The sequence below is a fragment of the Bacteroides zhangwenhongii genome (assembly GCF_009193325.2).
Classification (GTDB): Bacteria; Bacteroidota; Bacteroidia; order Bacteroidales; family Bacteroidaceae; genus Bacteroides; species Bacteroides zhangwenhongii.
The window spans coordinates 824,099-839,670 of the sequence record NZ_CP059856.1; the positions used below are offsets into that span (position 1 = coordinate 824,099).

The window sequence follows — 15,572 nt, forward strand, 5'->3', positions numbered from 1 at the left end:
ATGAAGAATATAAAGATATTTGCAACGTTTTTCATCTGCCTGCTGGTACTTTCGGCATGCTCGGATGATTGGAAAGAAAATGCGCTGACAGCTAAATTTGCTTTTGACAAGACGATCTATTATGTAGGCGAAGAAGTCAGTATCACGAATGAAACGATGGGCGGAGAAGGCAACTATGCTTGCCAATGGGATTTAGGAAACGGAAAGACTTCGACCGATATGGCTCCGAAAGTAATTTACGAAACGAATGGTGCCTATACAGTGACTTTGCACGTCAAAGATGGCAAAGGAAATTACGCAATGGCTCATAAACTGCTGACGATTGAAGCGGAGCCTCTGCCCGAAGTCGGGAATGTGAAACTGAAGTGGGTAGGTGCCCATGTACTGGGAGAAATACGTTCCACGGCTCCGGCAGTCAGTGATGATAACAATGTGTATATGACTTCTAACGACCATTATTTGCGTAAATTCTCTGCCACGACGGGCGAACAGCTTTGGGAATTCGATTTGTGGACTTCCGCCGACGGCGATTCTCCGTCCGGCAATACGCATACAACTCCGAGCATCGATACAGATGGTACTGTCTACGTAGGGACTGGCGATACCAGTGGTAAGGTAGGCCGTGTATATGCCATTAATCCCGATGGAACGAAAAAATGGGTAGTTGCCGGAGATGCCGAAAAAGGATTTTGGAATAAAGGACAGGCTTCAAAGCCTCGTATTAATTATCTGACTTGTGCGATTGGAGAGAATCATATCTATATGGGGAATGGCGGATCTACCGGGTCGGTACTTGCCGTTGATAAGAACACCGGACATAGAGTTGGCTATGTGTCAAATGCGGACAATTCGGGAGGTCCTTCGGGTGGAGTATCTGCCGGAATTGCATTGGCGAACAATACGTTGGTTTGGTCAGGCGGAAAGAATGGATTATTCGGTGTTTCGGCATCTGCCTTGAATGCAGGCGGTAATGTGATGTGGGCATGGCAGGTATATAGTTCGGGAAATGACAAACCTTCGGAAAACATGAATGGTTCCGTAGCGGTGGATGGAGCCGGAACAATTTATGGGATTGCCACATTCCCGGCAATAGGAAGCAGTGCCTATGCTATGGGAAGCGACGGAGTCGAAAAGTGGCGCACCTCGTTGGGAAATGTAGGAACACTAGATCAGGGTGGCGTTGTGATAGGTTTGGACGGAAGCATCATTGTAACGGTAAAACGTGCTCCGGGCGAAGCTACGGGAGGAATTGTTTCTTTATCTCCTAATGGAGTTATCCAATGGCATTACGGTGTGCCGGAAGATGTCAGCGGATGTGCGGCAATTGACCAGGCGGGAAATATTCATTTTGGAACCCAGTCCGGCAATTATTATATCATTAAACCCGAAGCATCGGAAGAACAGCTAATCCTGAAAAAAGACCTCGCCGCACTGATTAATGAAAGTGACTCCCCTATGAAGGACAACTGGGAAGCAGGTATCGGGAAGATATGGAGTTCACCGACAATCGGTCCGGACGGCACTATCTATATCGGTATCACGAATACCGTAGATCCGTCAAAGAGTGTTTTGGTAGCTTTGGAAGATGAAGGTATTAGCGGATGTGCAGCTTCCGCATGGCCGATGAAAGGGAAAGACAGCCGTCATTCCAGTGCACAGTTGGGCGGTTCGGGTGAAAATCCGGGTGGTGATCCGGGCGGACAGCTACCTATCACAGGAAATATGAAGGCCGATTTGAAGAACTTGTTTGAGGACAGCTCATATAAAGTCTGGCTCTGTGCCCATCGGGCGAACACCCAGAAGGGGATAACCAACGGTATACCGGAAAATTCATTGCCTTCTATAGAATATGCCATCAATGCCGGAGTAGAGATGATCGAACTGGATGCACGCCCCACATCGGACGGGATATTGGTGCTGATGCACGATAATACTATCGACAGAACCACCGACGGAAGCGGCGCGGTAGGAAATTATACCTATCAGCAACTACAACAGTTCTATCTTAAAGATGCAGCAGGTAATCTGACGAGCGAACGGATTCCGACTTTAGAGGATGCATTGAAAAAGGGGAAAGGAAAGGTGTATTTCAATTTGGATATTGTCAACAAAAACGTTGCCGTAGCTACAATAGTGTCATTACTTAAAAGGTTGGATATGGAAAGCGAAGTGCTACTGTATGTTTCCAATAATCGCAATTATGCGTATGATTTAAGAGCGGCAAACAGCAGCCTGTTGCTGCATCCGATGGCAAAAGCGGCCGATGATATTACTTACTTTGCTTCTTCTTATACGGACAATGTACAGATGATGCAACTATCTACATCAGATGCTCTGTCGGGCACAATGACCGAAGACATTAAGTCTAAAGGCTGGCTTATTTTCTCCAATATTGTAGGGGCGAATGATGCGAATATGCTGTCAGAGAACTATTCGGGGCTTGTAGGTATGATAAACAAACGCATTAATATCGTACAAACCGATTATGCCGAATTGGCAGCCAAGTATTTAAAATCCAAAGATTATAGATAACTAGAATGAATATGAAGAAATATATAATCATAGCAATTGTTCTGCTGTTTCCTCTCTGTCTGTTTGCAGATGAACCGGTAAAGGCAATTTACGCAAAGATAACGGATCCCGATAATAAAGAAATCACTGTCGTAGCCCATCGGGCGGACTGGCGTTTTGCACCTGAAAATTCGCTGGCAGCGATTGAAAGTTCTATCCGGTTGGGAGCCGACGTGGTGGAACTGGACATTCAGAAAACCAAAGACGGACAGTTGATCCTTATGCATGATAAGACGTTGGACAGAACGACAACCGGAAAGGGCAAGATTGCCGAATGGACACTGGACTCCATCCGGACTCTCCGCCTGAAGAATGGTGCCGCATTGAAAACCAAACATCGTGTGCCTACATTGGAAGAAGCATTATTGACGGCAAAAGGGCGTGTGATGGTAAATTTGGATAAGGCATATCCCATATTCGACGAGATTTTCCCCATCTTGGAGAAAACCGGAACTGTCGGGCAGATCATTATGAAAGGCTCCAAACCTGTTGCGGAAGTAAAGAAGGATTTGGGAAAATATTTAGACCGGATTATATATATGCCTATCGTGCATTTGGACAGGCCGGGAGCTATGCAGCAAATAGATGATTTTATGAAAGAACTTCATCCCGTAGCTTTTGAATTGCTGTTTGAATCGGATACTTGTCAACTCCCCAAACAGGTGCGAGCTAAACTCGAAGGAAAAAGTAAAATTTGGTATAATACCCTTTGGGATACGATGGCAGGCGGGCATGACGATGATAAATCGTTGGAAAATCCGGATGAAGGCTACGGATATTTGATAGACACACTTGGTGCAACCATCATTCAGACCGATCGTACCGCCTATTTATTGGAATATCTGCAAGCACGTAAGAAACGTAATGAGCATAAGGCAGATGCATTTCATTAATATGTAAATTTCGTTTATGTCATTTAAAATATTGGATTTTTATAGAATCTCTCCTCCGGCAGCCGGGGGAGAGACTGATTCCGAACGTTCTTCACGTTTCAAGCGTATCCGTTGGGCAACGTTCTTGTCGGCTACTACCGGATATGGTATTTATTATGTTTGCCGTCTTAGTATGAACGTAGTGCGCAAGCCGATTGTAGAGGAGGGAGTATTCTCCGAAACTCAATTGGGAATCATAGGATCCTGCCTGTTCTTCGTGTATGCAGTGGGCAAGTTGACGAATGGATTTCTTGCCGACCGTAGTAATGTACGGCGTTTTATGTCTACCGGATTATTGTGTTCCGCTTTGATAAACCTATGTTTGGGTTTCACCAATTCGTTTTATGCATTTACCATACTTTGGGGACTGAATGGTTGGTTTCAGTCAATGGGAGCAGCGTCCGGTGTGGTTTCGCTGACCCGGTGGTATAGCAGTAAGGAGCGGGGTACTTTTTATGGCTTTTGGTCTGCCAGCCATAATTTGGGTGAGGCATTGACGTTTATTTCCATAGCATTACTGGTCAGTGGGATGGGATGGAGATATGGAATGATTGGAGCCGGAGTAATTGGTATCTTGGGATTCCTGATGATGCTTGTCTTTATGCGTGATACACCACAAAGTCAGGGATTCTTGTTGGATAAAAAATCTTCCTTTGAGGATTCCCGGTCTTCATCCGGCAAACAAACGGAAGATTTCAACAAAGCTCAAAAAGCAGTCTTGAAGAATCCTGCAATTTGGATTTTAGCTTTGTCCAGCGCATTTATGTATATCAGTCGTTATGCTGTGAACAGTTGGGGTGTTTTCTATCTGGAAGCTCAAAAGGGATACTCTACATTGGATGCAAGTTTTATCATATCTATCAGTTCCATTTGTGGAATCATCGGTACGGTATTTTCCGGAATCATTTCAGACAGGCTTTTTTCCGGTAGCCGTAATGTTCCCGCTTTAGTATTCGGATTGATGAATGTTCTTGCACTTAGCCTGTTCCTATTGGTTCCGGGCGTACACTTCTGGGTAGATGTGCTTGCGATGGTTCTTTTCGGGTTGGGTATCGGAGTTCTCATTTGTTTTCTAGGTGGTCTGATGGCTGTCGATATTGCTCCCCGTAATGCTTCCGGAGCGGCTTTGGGAGTAGTCGGTATCGCCAGTTATATCGGAGCCGGATTGCAAGATGTGATGAGTGGCATTTTAATAGAAGGTCAGAAGACGGTTCAAAATGGAGTGGAGGTTTACGACTTTACCTATATCAATTGGTTCTGGATTGGTGCGGCTTTACTATCTGTTTTCTTTGCCTTATTGGTTTGGAATGCGAAGTCGAAAGAAGTGGATTAGTTTCGGGTATATTAGATTAGATTGAAAAAGCTTGTTTCCAAAAGAGGATAACAAGTGTTTGTTTATGTTTTTATCATATTTACTTCGTCTCTACCAACCAACGATTGATATTGCGAGTTTCCGCACTAAATTCCACACCGATTTTTACTATTTTCCGGTGGTCTTTCTGATATAAAATCCCTGATCGTTGTTCTTCATTGGAGTATAGAATGGTACAAGGAAATTAATGAATCCATAACGTACCTCATCGTTAGGAAAGTCTAGAAAATAATTATTGAAGCGTCTATCGTAATTCTTAATTGTCAAATTAGAAGATACGTTTTTCCCAAGTTAGCCATTCGCCATACAAGTACGGTCTTATCCACATAAAGATAATTTTTCCTACGGATATCTTCAAAAGTCTGTATACCAATGGGAAGTTTACGCATCGAGTTATACATATTCGATGTTTATTTGAATATTATGTATCAAAAATAATGATATTTTTATATAATAATTGTATTTGCGTAAACAACTTCCCTGTTTCTTTTTTCTCTTTGTACGCAAGGAGTTGAATCTTTGCATACGAGAACAAAATAATAAACCCTAAAAACTGTAGGAATGATGAAAATAGAAAATTTTACGGATTACATGAGTCGGGTGATTGAAAACCTGAAAAAAGAAGAACGTTATGGAACGGCCTACATTTACAGCTATGCCCTCAAGGCACTCCGTATTTATAAAGGAAAGAATGATTTACCTTTCAGTGTCTTCAACAAGATGGAAATGAAGCATTTTGAGCAATACTTGCTCAATAACAAACGAAGTTGGAACACCATTTCCACTTATTTCCGCGCTTTGCGTGCCGTTTATAATCGGGCAGTGGACGAAGAAATCATAAAAGGAGAACTTCGATTGTTTCATCATGTATTCACAGGCGTGACGTCGGAAAAGAAGCTGGCGCTGGAAGTCTGTGAGATGCGTGAACTGATAGCGAAAAATTGCAGCCGGAAAATGCTTTGTGAAACACAGCTATCCCCAAGCCTGCAACGTGCACGTGATTTGCTGGCATTGATGCTGCTACTACAAGGCATTGGCTTTTCCGACCTCATCCATTTGCGGAACGTGAACCTGAAGAAGAACGGTGGAAAACAATATTTCCTACACTTCCGCCGACAGAAGACAGGTGCGGAACTAAGTATTCAGGTTCCACCGGAAGCGATGGCAATCATCGAACGCTATCGCAGCAAAGATTCCTCCTCTCTTTATCTGCTCAATCTGCTTGACGGACAAAGCGGGGGAGAGGAAGCGTATGGCGAATACCGCCGACAACTGCGAATATTCAATTATAACCTTTCCCGCCTGGCCATCCTTTGCGGTGTGGACTCTCCTGTCAGCTCCTATACCGCCCGGCACACCTGGGCGACGCTGGCAAAATACTGTGAAGTCCCCGAAGAAATCATTTCCGAGGGGCTAGGACATTCTTCACTCGAAGTGACACGCACTTACCTGAAACGTTTTGAAAACGATAAACTTAGCAAGGCTAATCTGATAATAAAGGATTACGTGTTTAAGGGAAATCAGAGGCTTTGGAATAGCTGATAAAAACACAAGAACGGCAAAATAAAGACGTTACTTGCTAAGTAACGGAAAGGTATTATGGTACGACAAATATATGAAATATATGGATGAATCATTCTTTTTTTATTGATTTCTTACTCACAAACAGAAAAAGACTATAAAACCCAGTTAGAAAAAACACTTATCACATATCAAATATAGATTGAGCCGTGGAAAACACAAAATTCTCCTCTATCTGCTTCCCTTCACTTTGGTGCAGACTACTATTCTTGTGTATATTCTTTTACGAGAATCACAGCAAATGAGATGATTGCAGTGCACAGCGCCCTGTTCTGACTGTAGAATCTGTTTCCGTTACTTAGCAAGTAATTCAAGGCAGGTATGAGTAATCATTTATTTAATAAAAAAAACAAAGTAAAGTATGAGAAGAAACAGTCTCTGTTTGATGCTACTATTCGTAGTAATGGCTATCGGGTGTGATGACGGCGAGCTTGTGCAGCTGCAAAGAGATGTAAAAGATCTCCAGTCGAGAGTCACAACACTAGAAACGTGGTGTAACACGGCAAACACACAAATTTGTGCATTGCAAGGACTTGTCACTGCATTAGAGCAAAAAGACTTTGTGACAGGCGTTACCCCAATTGTGGAAAATTCAAAAGAAGTGGGCTATACTATTTCTTTCAGTAAAAGCGGTCCTATCACCATTCGGCACGGAGAAAAAGGTACGGATGGCATTACTCCCGTCATCGGTGTGAAGCAGGATACGGACGGAAACTATTATTGGACGGTGAAAACAGGCGATGCCGCACCGGATTGGATGCTTGATGTCTCGGGAAATAAAATCTCTACTACCGGTGCTGACGGTCATTCCCCCGTTATCAGCATTGCCGAATTCGAAGAATGCTTCTATTGGAAGATAGATGGTGAATGGCTGCTTGATAATGGCAAGAAAGTACCTGTGACAGGCGAACAGGGAGATGCTATTTTCGCAGAAAATGGGATCGACTATACCACTGACTCTGCAAACGTCATCTTTACGCTTGCCGATGGAACAACGAAAATAACGCTTCCCAAATCAAGTTTTGTGACGGTCGGCTTTGACAGCTACGAAATTTTCTATGCTTCGGCAACCAACAACGAAATCACTCTGATGCTACCGTTTACTCTCAAAGAAGAAGATTATACCACCCTGGCAGCTACCGTTACCAACGAAAGTGGGACAGGCATGGACGTTAAAACCCGCTCTGCCACTACGCAGGAAATATGGGGTGTGCAGGTCACTAAACCGAGCTTCGCAGAAGGTGCTGTCGTTACGGGAAGTGCCAAAGTGACGCTCACCGCACCTGCTAATATCAAACTCTCGGCAACAGCCCTGCTGAAAGTAACCATAACTGACAAAAACGGCAAAGACTTCACAGTTACCCGACCTGTGAAATATTTTGATGGCCTCATTGTTGAAAGTACGGCAGGGAACTTAAGTACTGAGGTTACAGATGGCTCTGTACGCAAACTCGCTATCAAAGGCAGCATGAATGCAGACGACTTTACATATATCAGACAATCACTGAATGCCTTGGAAGTATTAGACTTGTCGATGACCGATCTCGCCGTCATGCCCAATCGTGGACTGGCATTCAATAAACCTCTATCGGCGAACACCACGCTCAAACGAGTCGTTCTTCCGGCCACCGTTACCGCGATTGAAGAAGCCGCCTTTGCCAATTGCCGTGCATTGGAAACGATGGATACAGAGAATGCCCAAAGCATCGGGCGGTGGGCATTTGAGAACTGCATAAGTCTCCGGAATGTCCATATAGGCGAAAAAACTGAGAACATCTACAACTCGGCATTTATGAATTGCACCGCTTTGGCGACTGTCAATATTCCCGGAAGTGTGCAGACGCTGGGAAGATGGTTGTTCGAGGGTTGTGAGAATCTGGAAACGATCACTCTCAACGAGGGAGTGCGGAATCTTTCACCGAGCACATTCTATGGCTGTGGCATCAGGTCAATCTCTATTCCCTCCACCGTGACCGAAATTCCTGATTGGGTATTTCAGGAGTGTCACAACTTGGAGCATATTACCCTGCATGATGGAATTACCTCGATAGGTGAAGCTGTGTTTCTCCGCTGCTATTCTTTGAAAGATTTTCGTATCCCGAAAGGAGTCACCGTGATTCGCAATAATATGTTTGATGAGTGTCAGAGCTTGCAACGTGTGACATTTCACAACGGCATAACCGAAATTCAAGAACGGGCGTTTGGTTATTGCATTAATTTGGCAGGAGATCCGGTGGGAGGATATCTTACGCTTCCCTCCTCATTGACGACTTTGGATAACGGAGCATTCCAAAACTGCAATAGCCTGTTGGCTGTTGATATGTCGGAAACAGCCGTTACAGCTATACCGGAGTATCTTTTTGCTCATTGTGAAAAGCTTTCTGCCATCACTTTGCCCAATAATTTACAGACAATAGGAGAATGGGCGTTCACGGTATGTCCAATGATAGCAATAACATTGCCCGCCAGCGTGACTTCCGTAGGCAGCTATGCTTTCTGGCAGTGTGCACAGTTGAAATATGTTTATTCCAATGCTCCGACAGCCCCTACTATTGGTGTGCAAACATTTGATCCTGAATGCAAAACGGGCCGTACGGTGTATATTCCATCAACAGCCAATTATGCCTCATGGATCAGCTATTTTGACTCAATAAGAAATTTGTAAATAATTAAGTTTAACTTTTTGCATCAATTAGTTAAACAAATATCTATTTTTGTCATTCCGGAAATACCGCAGCTTTCTGCCTTTTCCGGAATGGCTTTTTTATAACTAAAAGGATTGTTTTATGGAAAATTCATTTAATGATGAATTGTATTGTTCGTTGAAAGACGAACTTCGTGAAGTGAACGCACAAATTGATGTGCATAGTGAACAATTGATGAACTTGCTTGACCAAAAAAAAGAATTATCGGTCAACTGATTCGGGAAGTAAAGTCGCAGACACCTGTTGTCATAGAATACCGGGGAAATCCGAAAAGGTATGTCGCCGTTATTCTGAATGCCATTGACCGGGGGCGCCTGACTTATGACGGGGCTTCTAATAGTGAACAAACCATTCGCGCTTTGGCGACTCTGATTGATGTGATAAGCCCGAAAACGGGCAAGGTACTTAGCGTGGAAACACTGGTGTCTTATGAGAAGAAGGAACACACCGGAGATTTCACTGATTATCGTGAAGGAGATTTCGACGAATTAAATAGGATAGTGAGTTGATTTGAAAACGTGGCGGGAAATTTGAAAAAGACGGTGGGCTTTTTCAGATTTCCCGCTGTCTTTTTCAGAAAGAGAATACAAAAGTGTGAGAGGTGTGAGAGAGAGTTTTCAACTTTCTACTTTTCTATTATTTAATTCTATTATCTATATATTCAATTAAAAAAAATACAAATGTTACAAATCCTCTCTCACACCTCTCACACTTTCTTGGTAAATAGAATGAAAATAGATAAAAAACAGGAAATTTTGTTGTATAGTTGAACAACGTTTCGTATATTTGCAGTATGGAAAAGAAACGTAAGATCCGTACATACGGGGGTTACTTTGAGGCTTTCATGGAGACTTTAACCGAAAAGGAACAAGATAAGATCCAATATGGACTACTTTTGTTAAAAACACAAGAAAGGCTCTCCGCTAAATTTGTAAAATTTATTCGGGATGGAGTTTTTGAACTTCGTACAGAATATAATAGTAATATATATCGAGTATTTTTTATTTTTGATGATGGTAATATTGTGGTACTGTTCAATGGCTTTCAAAAAAAGACCACAAAGACACCGGATATTGAAATAGAAAGAGCATTAAAAATAAAGGAGGAGTATTATGCAGATAAACAATCATCAGCTAGTAGATTATGATGTAGTTCTTGATGCGAAATTTGGTGCAGAAGGAACTCCTGAGCGTGCGGAAGCAGAGGAGAAAGCCTATGCTTTTTATACAGGGCAGATTATTGAGGATGCACGGAAGAAGGCTAAAATCAGTCAAGCTGAATTAGCCCGGCGTATAGGTTCTGATCGTTCTTATATATCCCGAGTGGAGAGTGGTCAGACTGAACCTAAGGTATCTACTTTTTATCGGATAATGAATGCCTTAGGGTGTAGAATCGAATTTTCGATGAATTTGTAGGGATAAAAAAATGCAGAGTTATCTTTGACAACTCTGCATTTTTATTAGCTACTGTACCCAATCATGGGTCGCTCTTCTTATTCGTATAGCCTGTTCGATTTTACCTGTTCGGGGGCAATGATAAATACGGCATATCTTCTACCGTTTCTTCCCTTTTTAGACTCAAAATTATGCTTAACCATTACTTTGCCAATCTGGATCTTCGCTCCGATGGAATATTGATAACCGGTACGCTCACGGATCAGTTCGGCAATTTCGCTGACAGTGAGGTACTGTACCTTTTCAAACCGTTCCGGCTTGCGGATATGGGTGAGTACCAGTTCCTCTTCCGGTGAATGGAAAATGAAATCTTCATTATTCTTTTCGATCCGGTTGTTGTCCTCCTGCGTGAACCAATATTGATAACCCGGAGTGTTGAGCAAATGCTTTATCTGCGCATACAGTTGAGTATAATTGATTTTGATAAACTCGATGGAATCGGCATGGAAACAAAGGAAGCGGCGGGTGCCTGTCGTGTCGTGAAGAATCTCCTGATAGTTGCACGTTCCGGCAAAGGAAGCGGTGTGTGGGAAGTTCTGCGAACGGCGTGCGTACGGGAGACGGATACTGATTACTTTGCGGGTCACCAGATCCTTGAATGTATTCAGATCGCGCCCGCTCATTCCCTCGAATTCGTCAAGGTTGATAAGCATTGATTGCGCTATTTTGGCCAAATCGTCTTTACTGTTCGGATTGATAAGGCCGGTAGAAAGATAAGTGCGCAGTTCGGGCGGAAGCAGGTTGTTGATAAAGGTTGTCTTGCCGATATTCTGCACCTCGCTGCATAGTAAAAGCACGGTGTGGTTGACGACATCGTCTTGGGTGGCGGCAGCGCACATCCCTACCAGATAACGCTCCAGGCACTCCGTCCAGAAACTCTGGTGGTTGGTACGGACACTGTCCGCCAGAATACGGATATAATCTATCCCGTCCCATTCGGGAAGCTCCTTAAAATACTTGCGGATAGGGTGGTAGCTGCTACTGAAATCGGAGTAAATCAGATTCTGAATCATCTTCACGTTGCAGGCATAGCCCAGCTCATTCATCTCCATCCAAATGCTGTTCTCCATCCTGTCATCAAGAATGCGGAAAGGATCCGGCTGCTCTGTTTCGGAAACCCTCCGGCGATATTCCATGATGTGAAGCAGCTCGTTATAGCGCGTCTCATAACACTCGCTGATATGCTGTTCTATTTGCAGCATTCGTTTTTGGGTACTGTTCAGCTTGTTCGTGTTGAACTCCTCCGTATGTGCATAAGCACTGGCAATCAGCGAATCCGTTTCCTCCGCCGGGAGGTCGGTAAACAGGCTCTTTATGAAAGCTGCCGCTTCCTGTTCGGGAATGCCGTGACGGTTGTATTTGCACGCCAGATGATGCAGGTAATTGTTGCGGTTTCCTTCGGTGTATTTTTCCGACTTGTTGTGATAGTAGTTCAGGGTCACCATTAATGAAGCGTGTGAGGAATGATAGTTGAGTGCGGTCTCTTCACTGACCGGATTGTTGTCCGTTTCCTGCTTTTTCCTTCCGGGTGTTTTCTTCTTCTTTTGCGTTTTATAGAACAGAGGGGGCTGTTCCACGATGAAGGGAGTGGCGTCACGATTGAAATAGATGCCCGGATCGTATGACAACAGACAGGTACGCCCCACATCCTGACCGGAGGTGTCAATCTCGGTCTGACAAAGTTGGGAGTAAAAAGAAGCGACCTTATTGTAGGCTGCATTGTGGAAATCTTCTATTTCCTGAATGGTGTCGGGCAATGTCCCGTCCGGCCGTTGTGTGTGCGCTATGATTTTCAGTCCCATCCCTTTGGGGCTGATAAAGGCGATTCGGGTGTAGCTGCACGCTCTCACCGTTTGCAGGATACGCGCTAACTCTTCTTTACTCAAATGGTCTATATCTATCACGATATATCCCAGATATTTGACAAGGGTCGCATTGGAACGGCCACCCCGATAATTGGCGGAGAATGTGACGGAAGGCAGTTTCTTCTTCTCTTCGTTTGCAGCTTTCTCTCCCTGCTCCAGGAAGGTACGTCGTACGCTTTCCACTATGTTACGATACTTTGGACTGCCGATGGCAGATACGATTTCTTCTTCGGTCATTTCTGCTATGATGCGATAGAAGTCAAGAAAAATGTTGAATTGATTCATTTCTTTAGTTTACTTTTTTAGTCGGCTGCGAAATAACTCTTTTGCAGCGAGATGTAACGAAACTTTCGGGAAAATAGTGAAAAGTTCTTTCAGGGCTCTCCCAGATATTGCACGATGGTAGCCACCTGTTTGGGAGAGAGCAGGCGGTTGCGTGCACGGTAACCCTCCGCTTCCAGTTCGTGTAGGAGAGGGAGGTTGAAGAGGATCCATCTCCGGAGAATTTGTAAGGCAACTTTGATACATACGGTAGGGTTGTAAAGATGTGCCAGCTCTGCTTTCGTATAGGTGCGGATGATGAAGAGGTTTTCTTTGTTATTCATAACTGATTGTTCTTGTTGTATGCTATAAAGTTACTGAAAATAAACGGTTTGAGAAAGGAATAACCTCACTTTTATTCATTGAAAATCAAGAAACTTCATTCGAGATCAAGAAACTTCGTTGGGGAATAGGGAGTGTGGAAGAGGTTGTATCTTTGTGTCGTTAACAAGAAGGAAATGCATTTCGAATGTACAAAAACTTTAAAATTATTTTAGTATGGCAATGACAGTTTCTTATTCAGTAGTGCCGCGTAAGAATCCTGCAAAAAAGGATGAACCGGCCAAGTATTATGCCCAAGCGCAATCAGCGGGCGAGTTGGATTTTGAAGAGTTGTGTGAGGCGATCACCAGTCGTTCCACCTGTACGGAAACGGATGTGCGTGCCTCGATTTCCGGTATTCTTTATGAGGCGAAGCGTTCGTTGAAGGCGGGGCGTATTGTGCGGCTGGGTGATTTGGGCAGTTTGCAGATCGGGTTGACCAGTGAGGGAGCAGAGTCGGTTAAGGAGTTCGCCACTTCGATGATCAAGGGAGCGCATATCATTTTCCGTCCGGGAAAACAGTTGGCGGAATTGCTGAAGATTCTTAGTTATCAGCAAGTGCGTACACGCGCGGCTGCCCAGTCGGGCGATGGAAGCGACGGCGGCAACGGTGACGGAGGTAGTGGTGATAAAGGTGACGGCGGTTCCGGTGATGGCGGATCGGACAACAACGGAGAAGCTCCGGACCCGGCAGAATAATAGTACTAACATTAATTTGGGAAAAATATGAAAGAGATCGTAAGTAAAATCCTGGAGGTGATCATGTGCCTCATTCCTTTCTTCGGAAAGGGAAAACGTGAGAGAGTAGTGAGGGAAGTGCGTTATAATGCTACGCACAAGGAGGTGTGCAACGTGAAAACAACGGAAAGGGCGAAGGAAGATGAGAAAGATTAGTCTGATTGTCATTCATTGTTCCGCCACCCGTGCCGACCGTGATTTTACGGCAAAGGATGTGGATACGGCTCACCGTTTCAGGGGATTCTCGTGCTGGGGGTATCACTATTACGTGCGTAAGTCGGGGCAGATAGAACCGATGCGGGACGAGGATATGGTAGGTGCTCATGCGCGTGGCTACAACTCGATCAGTTTAGGTGTGTGCTTTGAAGGCGGATTGGACGCGAACGGGAAACCGGCAGATACACGCACCCCGCGTCAGAAAGAGGCTTTGCATCGCTTGGTGGGAGAGTTGTTGCAGCGTTATCCCGAAGCGAAAGTTGTGGGACACCGGGATCTGAGTCCTGATACGAATTATAACGGAATCGTGGACCCGTGGGAACGGATCAAAGAATGCCCTTGTTTCGAGGTGATTGAAGAATTTGAGAATTAATTGACCACCACAGTAGTGAAATATTCTTTAAATACCTTCGCGGCTTTTTCAAGTTGGTCGGGGGTATTTTCTTTTACGTCTTTCAGCTTGTATTCCTGCTCCATCGCTTCATACTTATGTACGCCTAATGTGTGATAAGGCAGGATTTCCACTCGTTGTACCATCTTATATTTTCCCAGAGTCTCTCCTAAACGGCGGATATCTTCTTCGAAATCGCTGTAGCCGGGCACTAATACGTAGCGTAACCAGAACGGCTTTTCGTTCTTTTCGAGCCAGGCTGCCGTGCGTAGCGTCTGTTCGTTGCTTCTTCCGGTCAATGCATGGTGGCGTGCCGGATTAAACTCCTTGATATCGAGCAAGACAAGATCTGTCAGTTTGAAAAGCTCTTCCACATCTTCGTTCCAGATACCGCCGTTGCTGTCTATGCACACATGAATCCCTTTCTCTTTCAGTTCGCGAACCAGCGGGACGAGAGCTTTGGCTTGAAACGTGGGTTCTCCGCCCGAGAAAGTGACTCCTCCGCGTTTACCGAAGAAAGGACGCTGGCTCATGGCCATGCGGATGATTTCTTCCGGTGGGGTGGGAGTGCCGCCTTTGCCGGCTATCGTATCCGGGTTGGCGCAATACAGGCAACGGAAATTGCAACCTTGAAGAAAAACGACGAGCCGTAAGCCCGGCCCGTCAAATGTTCCCATACTTTCGTATGAATGAACTCGTACGAGTTGAAAGTTGAAAGTTGAAAGTTGAAAGTTCATGACTTTGTGATTGAGTTTTTGGTGGTTTTTACGATACTTGCTAATAATTTTATTAGTTCACGGCAATCTTGGTGGATTGATTCAAAAGAGCTGTTAGTAATATAGTCGCTGTCTTTCAGCAGCATGAGCCAATATTCCGTTTCGTTGGCTTCTTTTAAAGAGATATTCATTTTGTTTAAAAAATCAGCTCTGCTTTGGGCATGTTCTGCTTCACGGCATAGGGCTCCTATGGCTGTTCCACTCCGAAGTATTTGTTTTGATAAAACATATTCCTTCTTTTCATGATATAAATATTTGTATAACTTTATAATCCGAAGCGCAAAACTGTACGATTTTCCTCCTACTATAGCCTGCCCCATATCCTAGTC

The 15,572-nt window shown here is 44.3% G+C and carries 17 protein-coding genes and 1 pseudogene; 12 read left to right on the forward strand and 6 right to left on the reverse strand.

Annotated elements, in window-relative coordinates:
* Genes GD630_RS03285 through GD630_RS03295 form a run of 3 tightly spaced genes read left to right on the forward strand, consistent with a single transcriptional unit; the run spans nucleotide 1 to nucleotide 4,836 of the window.
* Nucleotides 1-2,532 carry a glycerophosphodiester phosphodiesterase family protein gene (locus tag GD630_RS03285; protein WP_143868774.1) on the forward strand — a complete coding sequence of 844 codons (2,532 nt, stop codon included), beginning with the start codon at nucleotides 1-3 and terminating at the stop codon, nucleotides 2,530-2,532.
* Nucleotides 2,533-2,543: 11 nt separating this feature from the next.
* A complete protein-coding gene (locus GD630_RS03290) occupies nucleotides 2,544-3,464 on the forward strand; it encodes a glycerophosphodiester phosphodiesterase family protein (protein WP_007758987.1) in 921 nt (306 codons plus the stop codon).
* Between the two features lie 16 nt (nucleotides 3,465-3,480).
* Nucleotides 3,481-4,836: an MFS transporter gene (locus tag GD630_RS03295; protein WP_143868776.1), complete on the forward strand. Its 1,356-nt coding sequence runs from the start codon at nucleotides 3,481-3,483 to the stop codon at nucleotides 4,834-4,836.
* A 162-nt stretch (nucleotides 4,837-4,998) separates the two neighbouring features.
* On the opposite strand, the pseudogene GD630_RS21565 reads toward GD630_RS03295, so the two are convergent.
* Nucleotides 4,999-5,151, reverse strand: a pseudogene (locus GD630_RS21565) (AAA family ATPase); the annotation flags it as partial.
* Nucleotides 5,139-5,276, reverse strand: coding sequence for an AAA family ATPase (locus tag GD630_RS03300; protein ID WP_143868778.1), 138 nt, complete (start codon nucleotides 5,274-5,276; stop codon nucleotides 5,139-5,141). The gene GD630_RS03300 and the pseudogene GD630_RS21565, both read right to left, overlap by 13 nt.
* Before the next feature lie 160 nt (nucleotides 5,277-5,436).
* On the opposite strand from GD630_RS03300, the gene GD630_RS03305 reads away from it, so the two are divergent.
* The 6 genes from GD630_RS03305 to GD630_RS03325 all read left to right on the forward strand — a co-directional run bounded on the left by GD630_RS03305 (nucleotide 5,437) and on the right by GD630_RS03325 (nucleotide 10,576).
* A complete protein-coding gene (locus GD630_RS03305; protein WP_317168846.1) occupies nucleotides 5,437-6,417 on the forward strand; it encodes a tyrosine-type recombinase/integrase in 981 nt (326 codons plus the stop codon).
* Between the two features lie 400 nt (nucleotides 6,418-6,817).
* Entirely contained in the window at nucleotides 6,818-9,121 is a 2,304-nt protein-coding gene (locus tag GD630_RS03310; RefSeq protein ID WP_143868780.1) for a leucine-rich repeat protein, read from the forward strand.
* A gap of 121 nt (nucleotides 9,122-9,242) precedes the next feature.
* The gene (locus GD630_RS21440; RefSeq protein ID WP_255421189.1) at nucleotides 9,243-9,377 is read left to right on the forward strand and encodes a hypothetical protein; all 135 of its coding nucleotides are present in this window, start codon (nucleotides 9,243-9,245) and stop codon (nucleotides 9,375-9,377) included.
* Nucleotides 9,377-9,670, forward strand: a complete 294-nt coding sequence (locus GD630_RS21485) for a hypothetical protein (RefSeq protein ID WP_394368254.1) — start codon at nucleotides 9,377-9,379, stop codon at nucleotides 9,668-9,670. Before GD630_RS21440 ends, GD630_RS21485 begins: the two co-directional genes overlap by 1 nt.
* Nucleotides 9,671-9,954: 284 nt before the next feature.
* Nucleotides 9,955-10,308, forward strand: coding sequence for a type II toxin-antitoxin system RelE/ParE family toxin (locus tag GD630_RS03320; protein WP_143868784.1), 354 nt, complete (start codon nucleotides 9,955-9,957; stop codon nucleotides 10,306-10,308).
* Entirely contained in the window at nucleotides 10,274-10,576 is a 303-nt protein-coding gene (locus GD630_RS03325; RefSeq protein WP_143868786.1) for a helix-turn-helix domain-containing protein, read from the forward strand. The genes GD630_RS03320 and GD630_RS03325 overlap by 35 nt, the downstream gene beginning before the upstream one ends.
* Nucleotides 10,577-10,653: 77 nt before the next feature.
* Here the strand turns inward: GD630_RS03325 and GD630_RS03330 are convergent, their stop codons facing one another.
* Entirely contained in the window at nucleotides 10,654-12,765 is a 2,112-nt protein-coding gene (locus tag GD630_RS03330; protein ID WP_182505696.1) for a BT4734/BF3469 family protein, read from the reverse strand.
* Nucleotides 12,766-12,854: 89 nt separating this feature from the next.
* Nucleotides 12,855-13,085, reverse strand: a complete 231-nt coding sequence (locus tag GD630_RS03335; protein WP_007754094.1) for a DUF4248 domain-containing protein — start codon at nucleotides 13,083-13,085, stop codon at nucleotides 12,855-12,857.
* Between the two features lie 214 nt (nucleotides 13,086-13,299).
* On the opposite strand from GD630_RS03335, the gene GD630_RS03340 reads away from it, so the two are divergent.
* Genes GD630_RS03340 through GD630_RS03350 form a run of 3 tightly spaced genes read left to right on the forward strand, consistent with a single transcriptional unit; the run spans nucleotide 13,300 to nucleotide 14,449 of the window.
* Nucleotides 13,300-13,821 carry an HU family DNA-binding protein gene (locus GD630_RS03340; protein ID WP_007758995.1) on the forward strand — a complete coding sequence of 174 codons (522 nt, stop codon included), beginning with the start codon at nucleotides 13,300-13,302 and terminating at the stop codon, nucleotides 13,819-13,821.
* Between the two features lie 27 nt (nucleotides 13,822-13,848).
* Nucleotides 13,849-14,016 (forward strand): hypothetical protein, encoded by a 168-nt coding sequence (locus GD630_RS03345; protein WP_007754099.1) that lies wholly within the window; start codon nucleotides 13,849-13,851, stop codon nucleotides 14,014-14,016.
* Nucleotides 14,003-14,449, forward strand: a complete 447-nt coding sequence (locus GD630_RS03350; protein ID WP_143868788.1) for an N-acetylmuramoyl-L-alanine amidase — start codon at nucleotides 14,003-14,005, stop codon at nucleotides 14,447-14,449. Before GD630_RS03345 ends, GD630_RS03350 begins: the two co-directional genes overlap by 14 nt.
* Here the strand turns inward: GD630_RS03350 and pflA are convergent.
* Nucleotides 14,446-15,204, reverse strand: coding sequence for a pyruvate formate-lyase-activating protein (gene pflA / locus GD630_RS03355; RefSeq protein WP_143868790.1), 759 nt, complete (start codon nucleotides 15,202-15,204; stop codon nucleotides 14,446-14,448). The genes GD630_RS03350 and pflA overlap by 4 nt on opposite strands.
* Nucleotides 15,201-15,563 (reverse strand): four helix bundle protein, encoded by a 363-nt coding sequence (locus tag GD630_RS03360; protein ID WP_007759001.1) that lies wholly within the window; start codon nucleotides 15,561-15,563, stop codon nucleotides 15,201-15,203. The genes pflA and GD630_RS03360 overlap by 4 nt, the downstream gene beginning before the upstream one ends.
* Between the last annotated feature and the right edge of the window lie 9 nt (nucleotides 15,564-15,572).

Coding starts and splice junctions, on each gene's coding strand:
- GD630_RS03285 (WP_143868774.1), top strand. CDS start 1: ATGAAGAATATAAAGATATTTGCAACGTTTTTCATCTGCCTGCTGGTA.
- GD630_RS03290 (WP_007758987.1), top strand. CDS start 2,544: ATGAAGAAATATATAATCATAGCAATTGTTCTGCTGTTTCCTCTCTGT.
- GD630_RS03295 (WP_143868776.1), top strand. CDS start 3,481: ATGTCATTTAAAATATTGGATTTTTATAGAATCTCTCCTCCGGCAGCC.
- GD630_RS03300 (WP_143868778.1), bottom strand. CDS start 5,276: ATGTATAACTCGATGCGTAAACTTCCCATTGGTATACAGACTTTTGAA.
- GD630_RS03305 (WP_317168846.1), top strand. CDS start 5,437: ATGATGAAAATAGAAAATTTTACGGATTACATGAGTCGGGTGATTGAA.
- GD630_RS03310 (WP_143868780.1), top strand. CDS start 6,818: ATGAGAAGAAACAGTCTCTGTTTGATGCTACTATTCGTAGTAATGGCT.
- GD630_RS21440 (WP_255421189.1), top strand. CDS start 9,243: ATGGAAAATTCATTTAATGATGAATTGTATTGTTCGTTGAAAGACGAA.
- GD630_RS03320 (WP_143868784.1), top strand. CDS start 9,955: ATGGAAAAGAAACGTAAGATCCGTACATACGGGGGTTACTTTGAGGCT.
- GD630_RS03325 (WP_143868786.1), top strand. CDS start 10,274: ATGCAGATAAACAATCATCAGCTAGTAGATTATGATGTAGTTCTTGAT.
- GD630_RS03330 (WP_182505696.1), bottom strand. CDS start 12,765: ATGAATCAATTCAACATTTTTCTTGACTTCTATCGCATCATAGCAGAA.
- GD630_RS03335 (WP_007754094.1), bottom strand. CDS start 13,085: ATGAATAACAAAGAAAACCTCTTCATCATCCGCACCTATACGAAAGCA.
- GD630_RS03340 (WP_007758995.1), top strand. CDS start 13,300: ATGGCAATGACAGTTTCTTATTCAGTAGTGCCGCGTAAGAATCCTGCA.
- GD630_RS03345 (WP_007754099.1), top strand. CDS start 13,849: ATGAAAGAGATCGTAAGTAAAATCCTGGAGGTGATCATGTGCCTCATT.
- GD630_RS03350 (WP_143868788.1), top strand. CDS start 14,003: ATGAGAAAGATTAGTCTGATTGTCATTCATTGTTCCGCCACCCGTGCC.
- pflA (WP_143868790.1), bottom strand. CDS start 15,204: ATGAACTTTCAACTTTCAACTTTCAACTTTCAACTCGTACGAGTTCAT.
- GD630_RS03360 (WP_007759001.1), bottom strand. CDS start 15,563: ATGGGGCAGGCTATAGTAGGAGGAAAATCGTACAGTTTTGCGCTTCGG.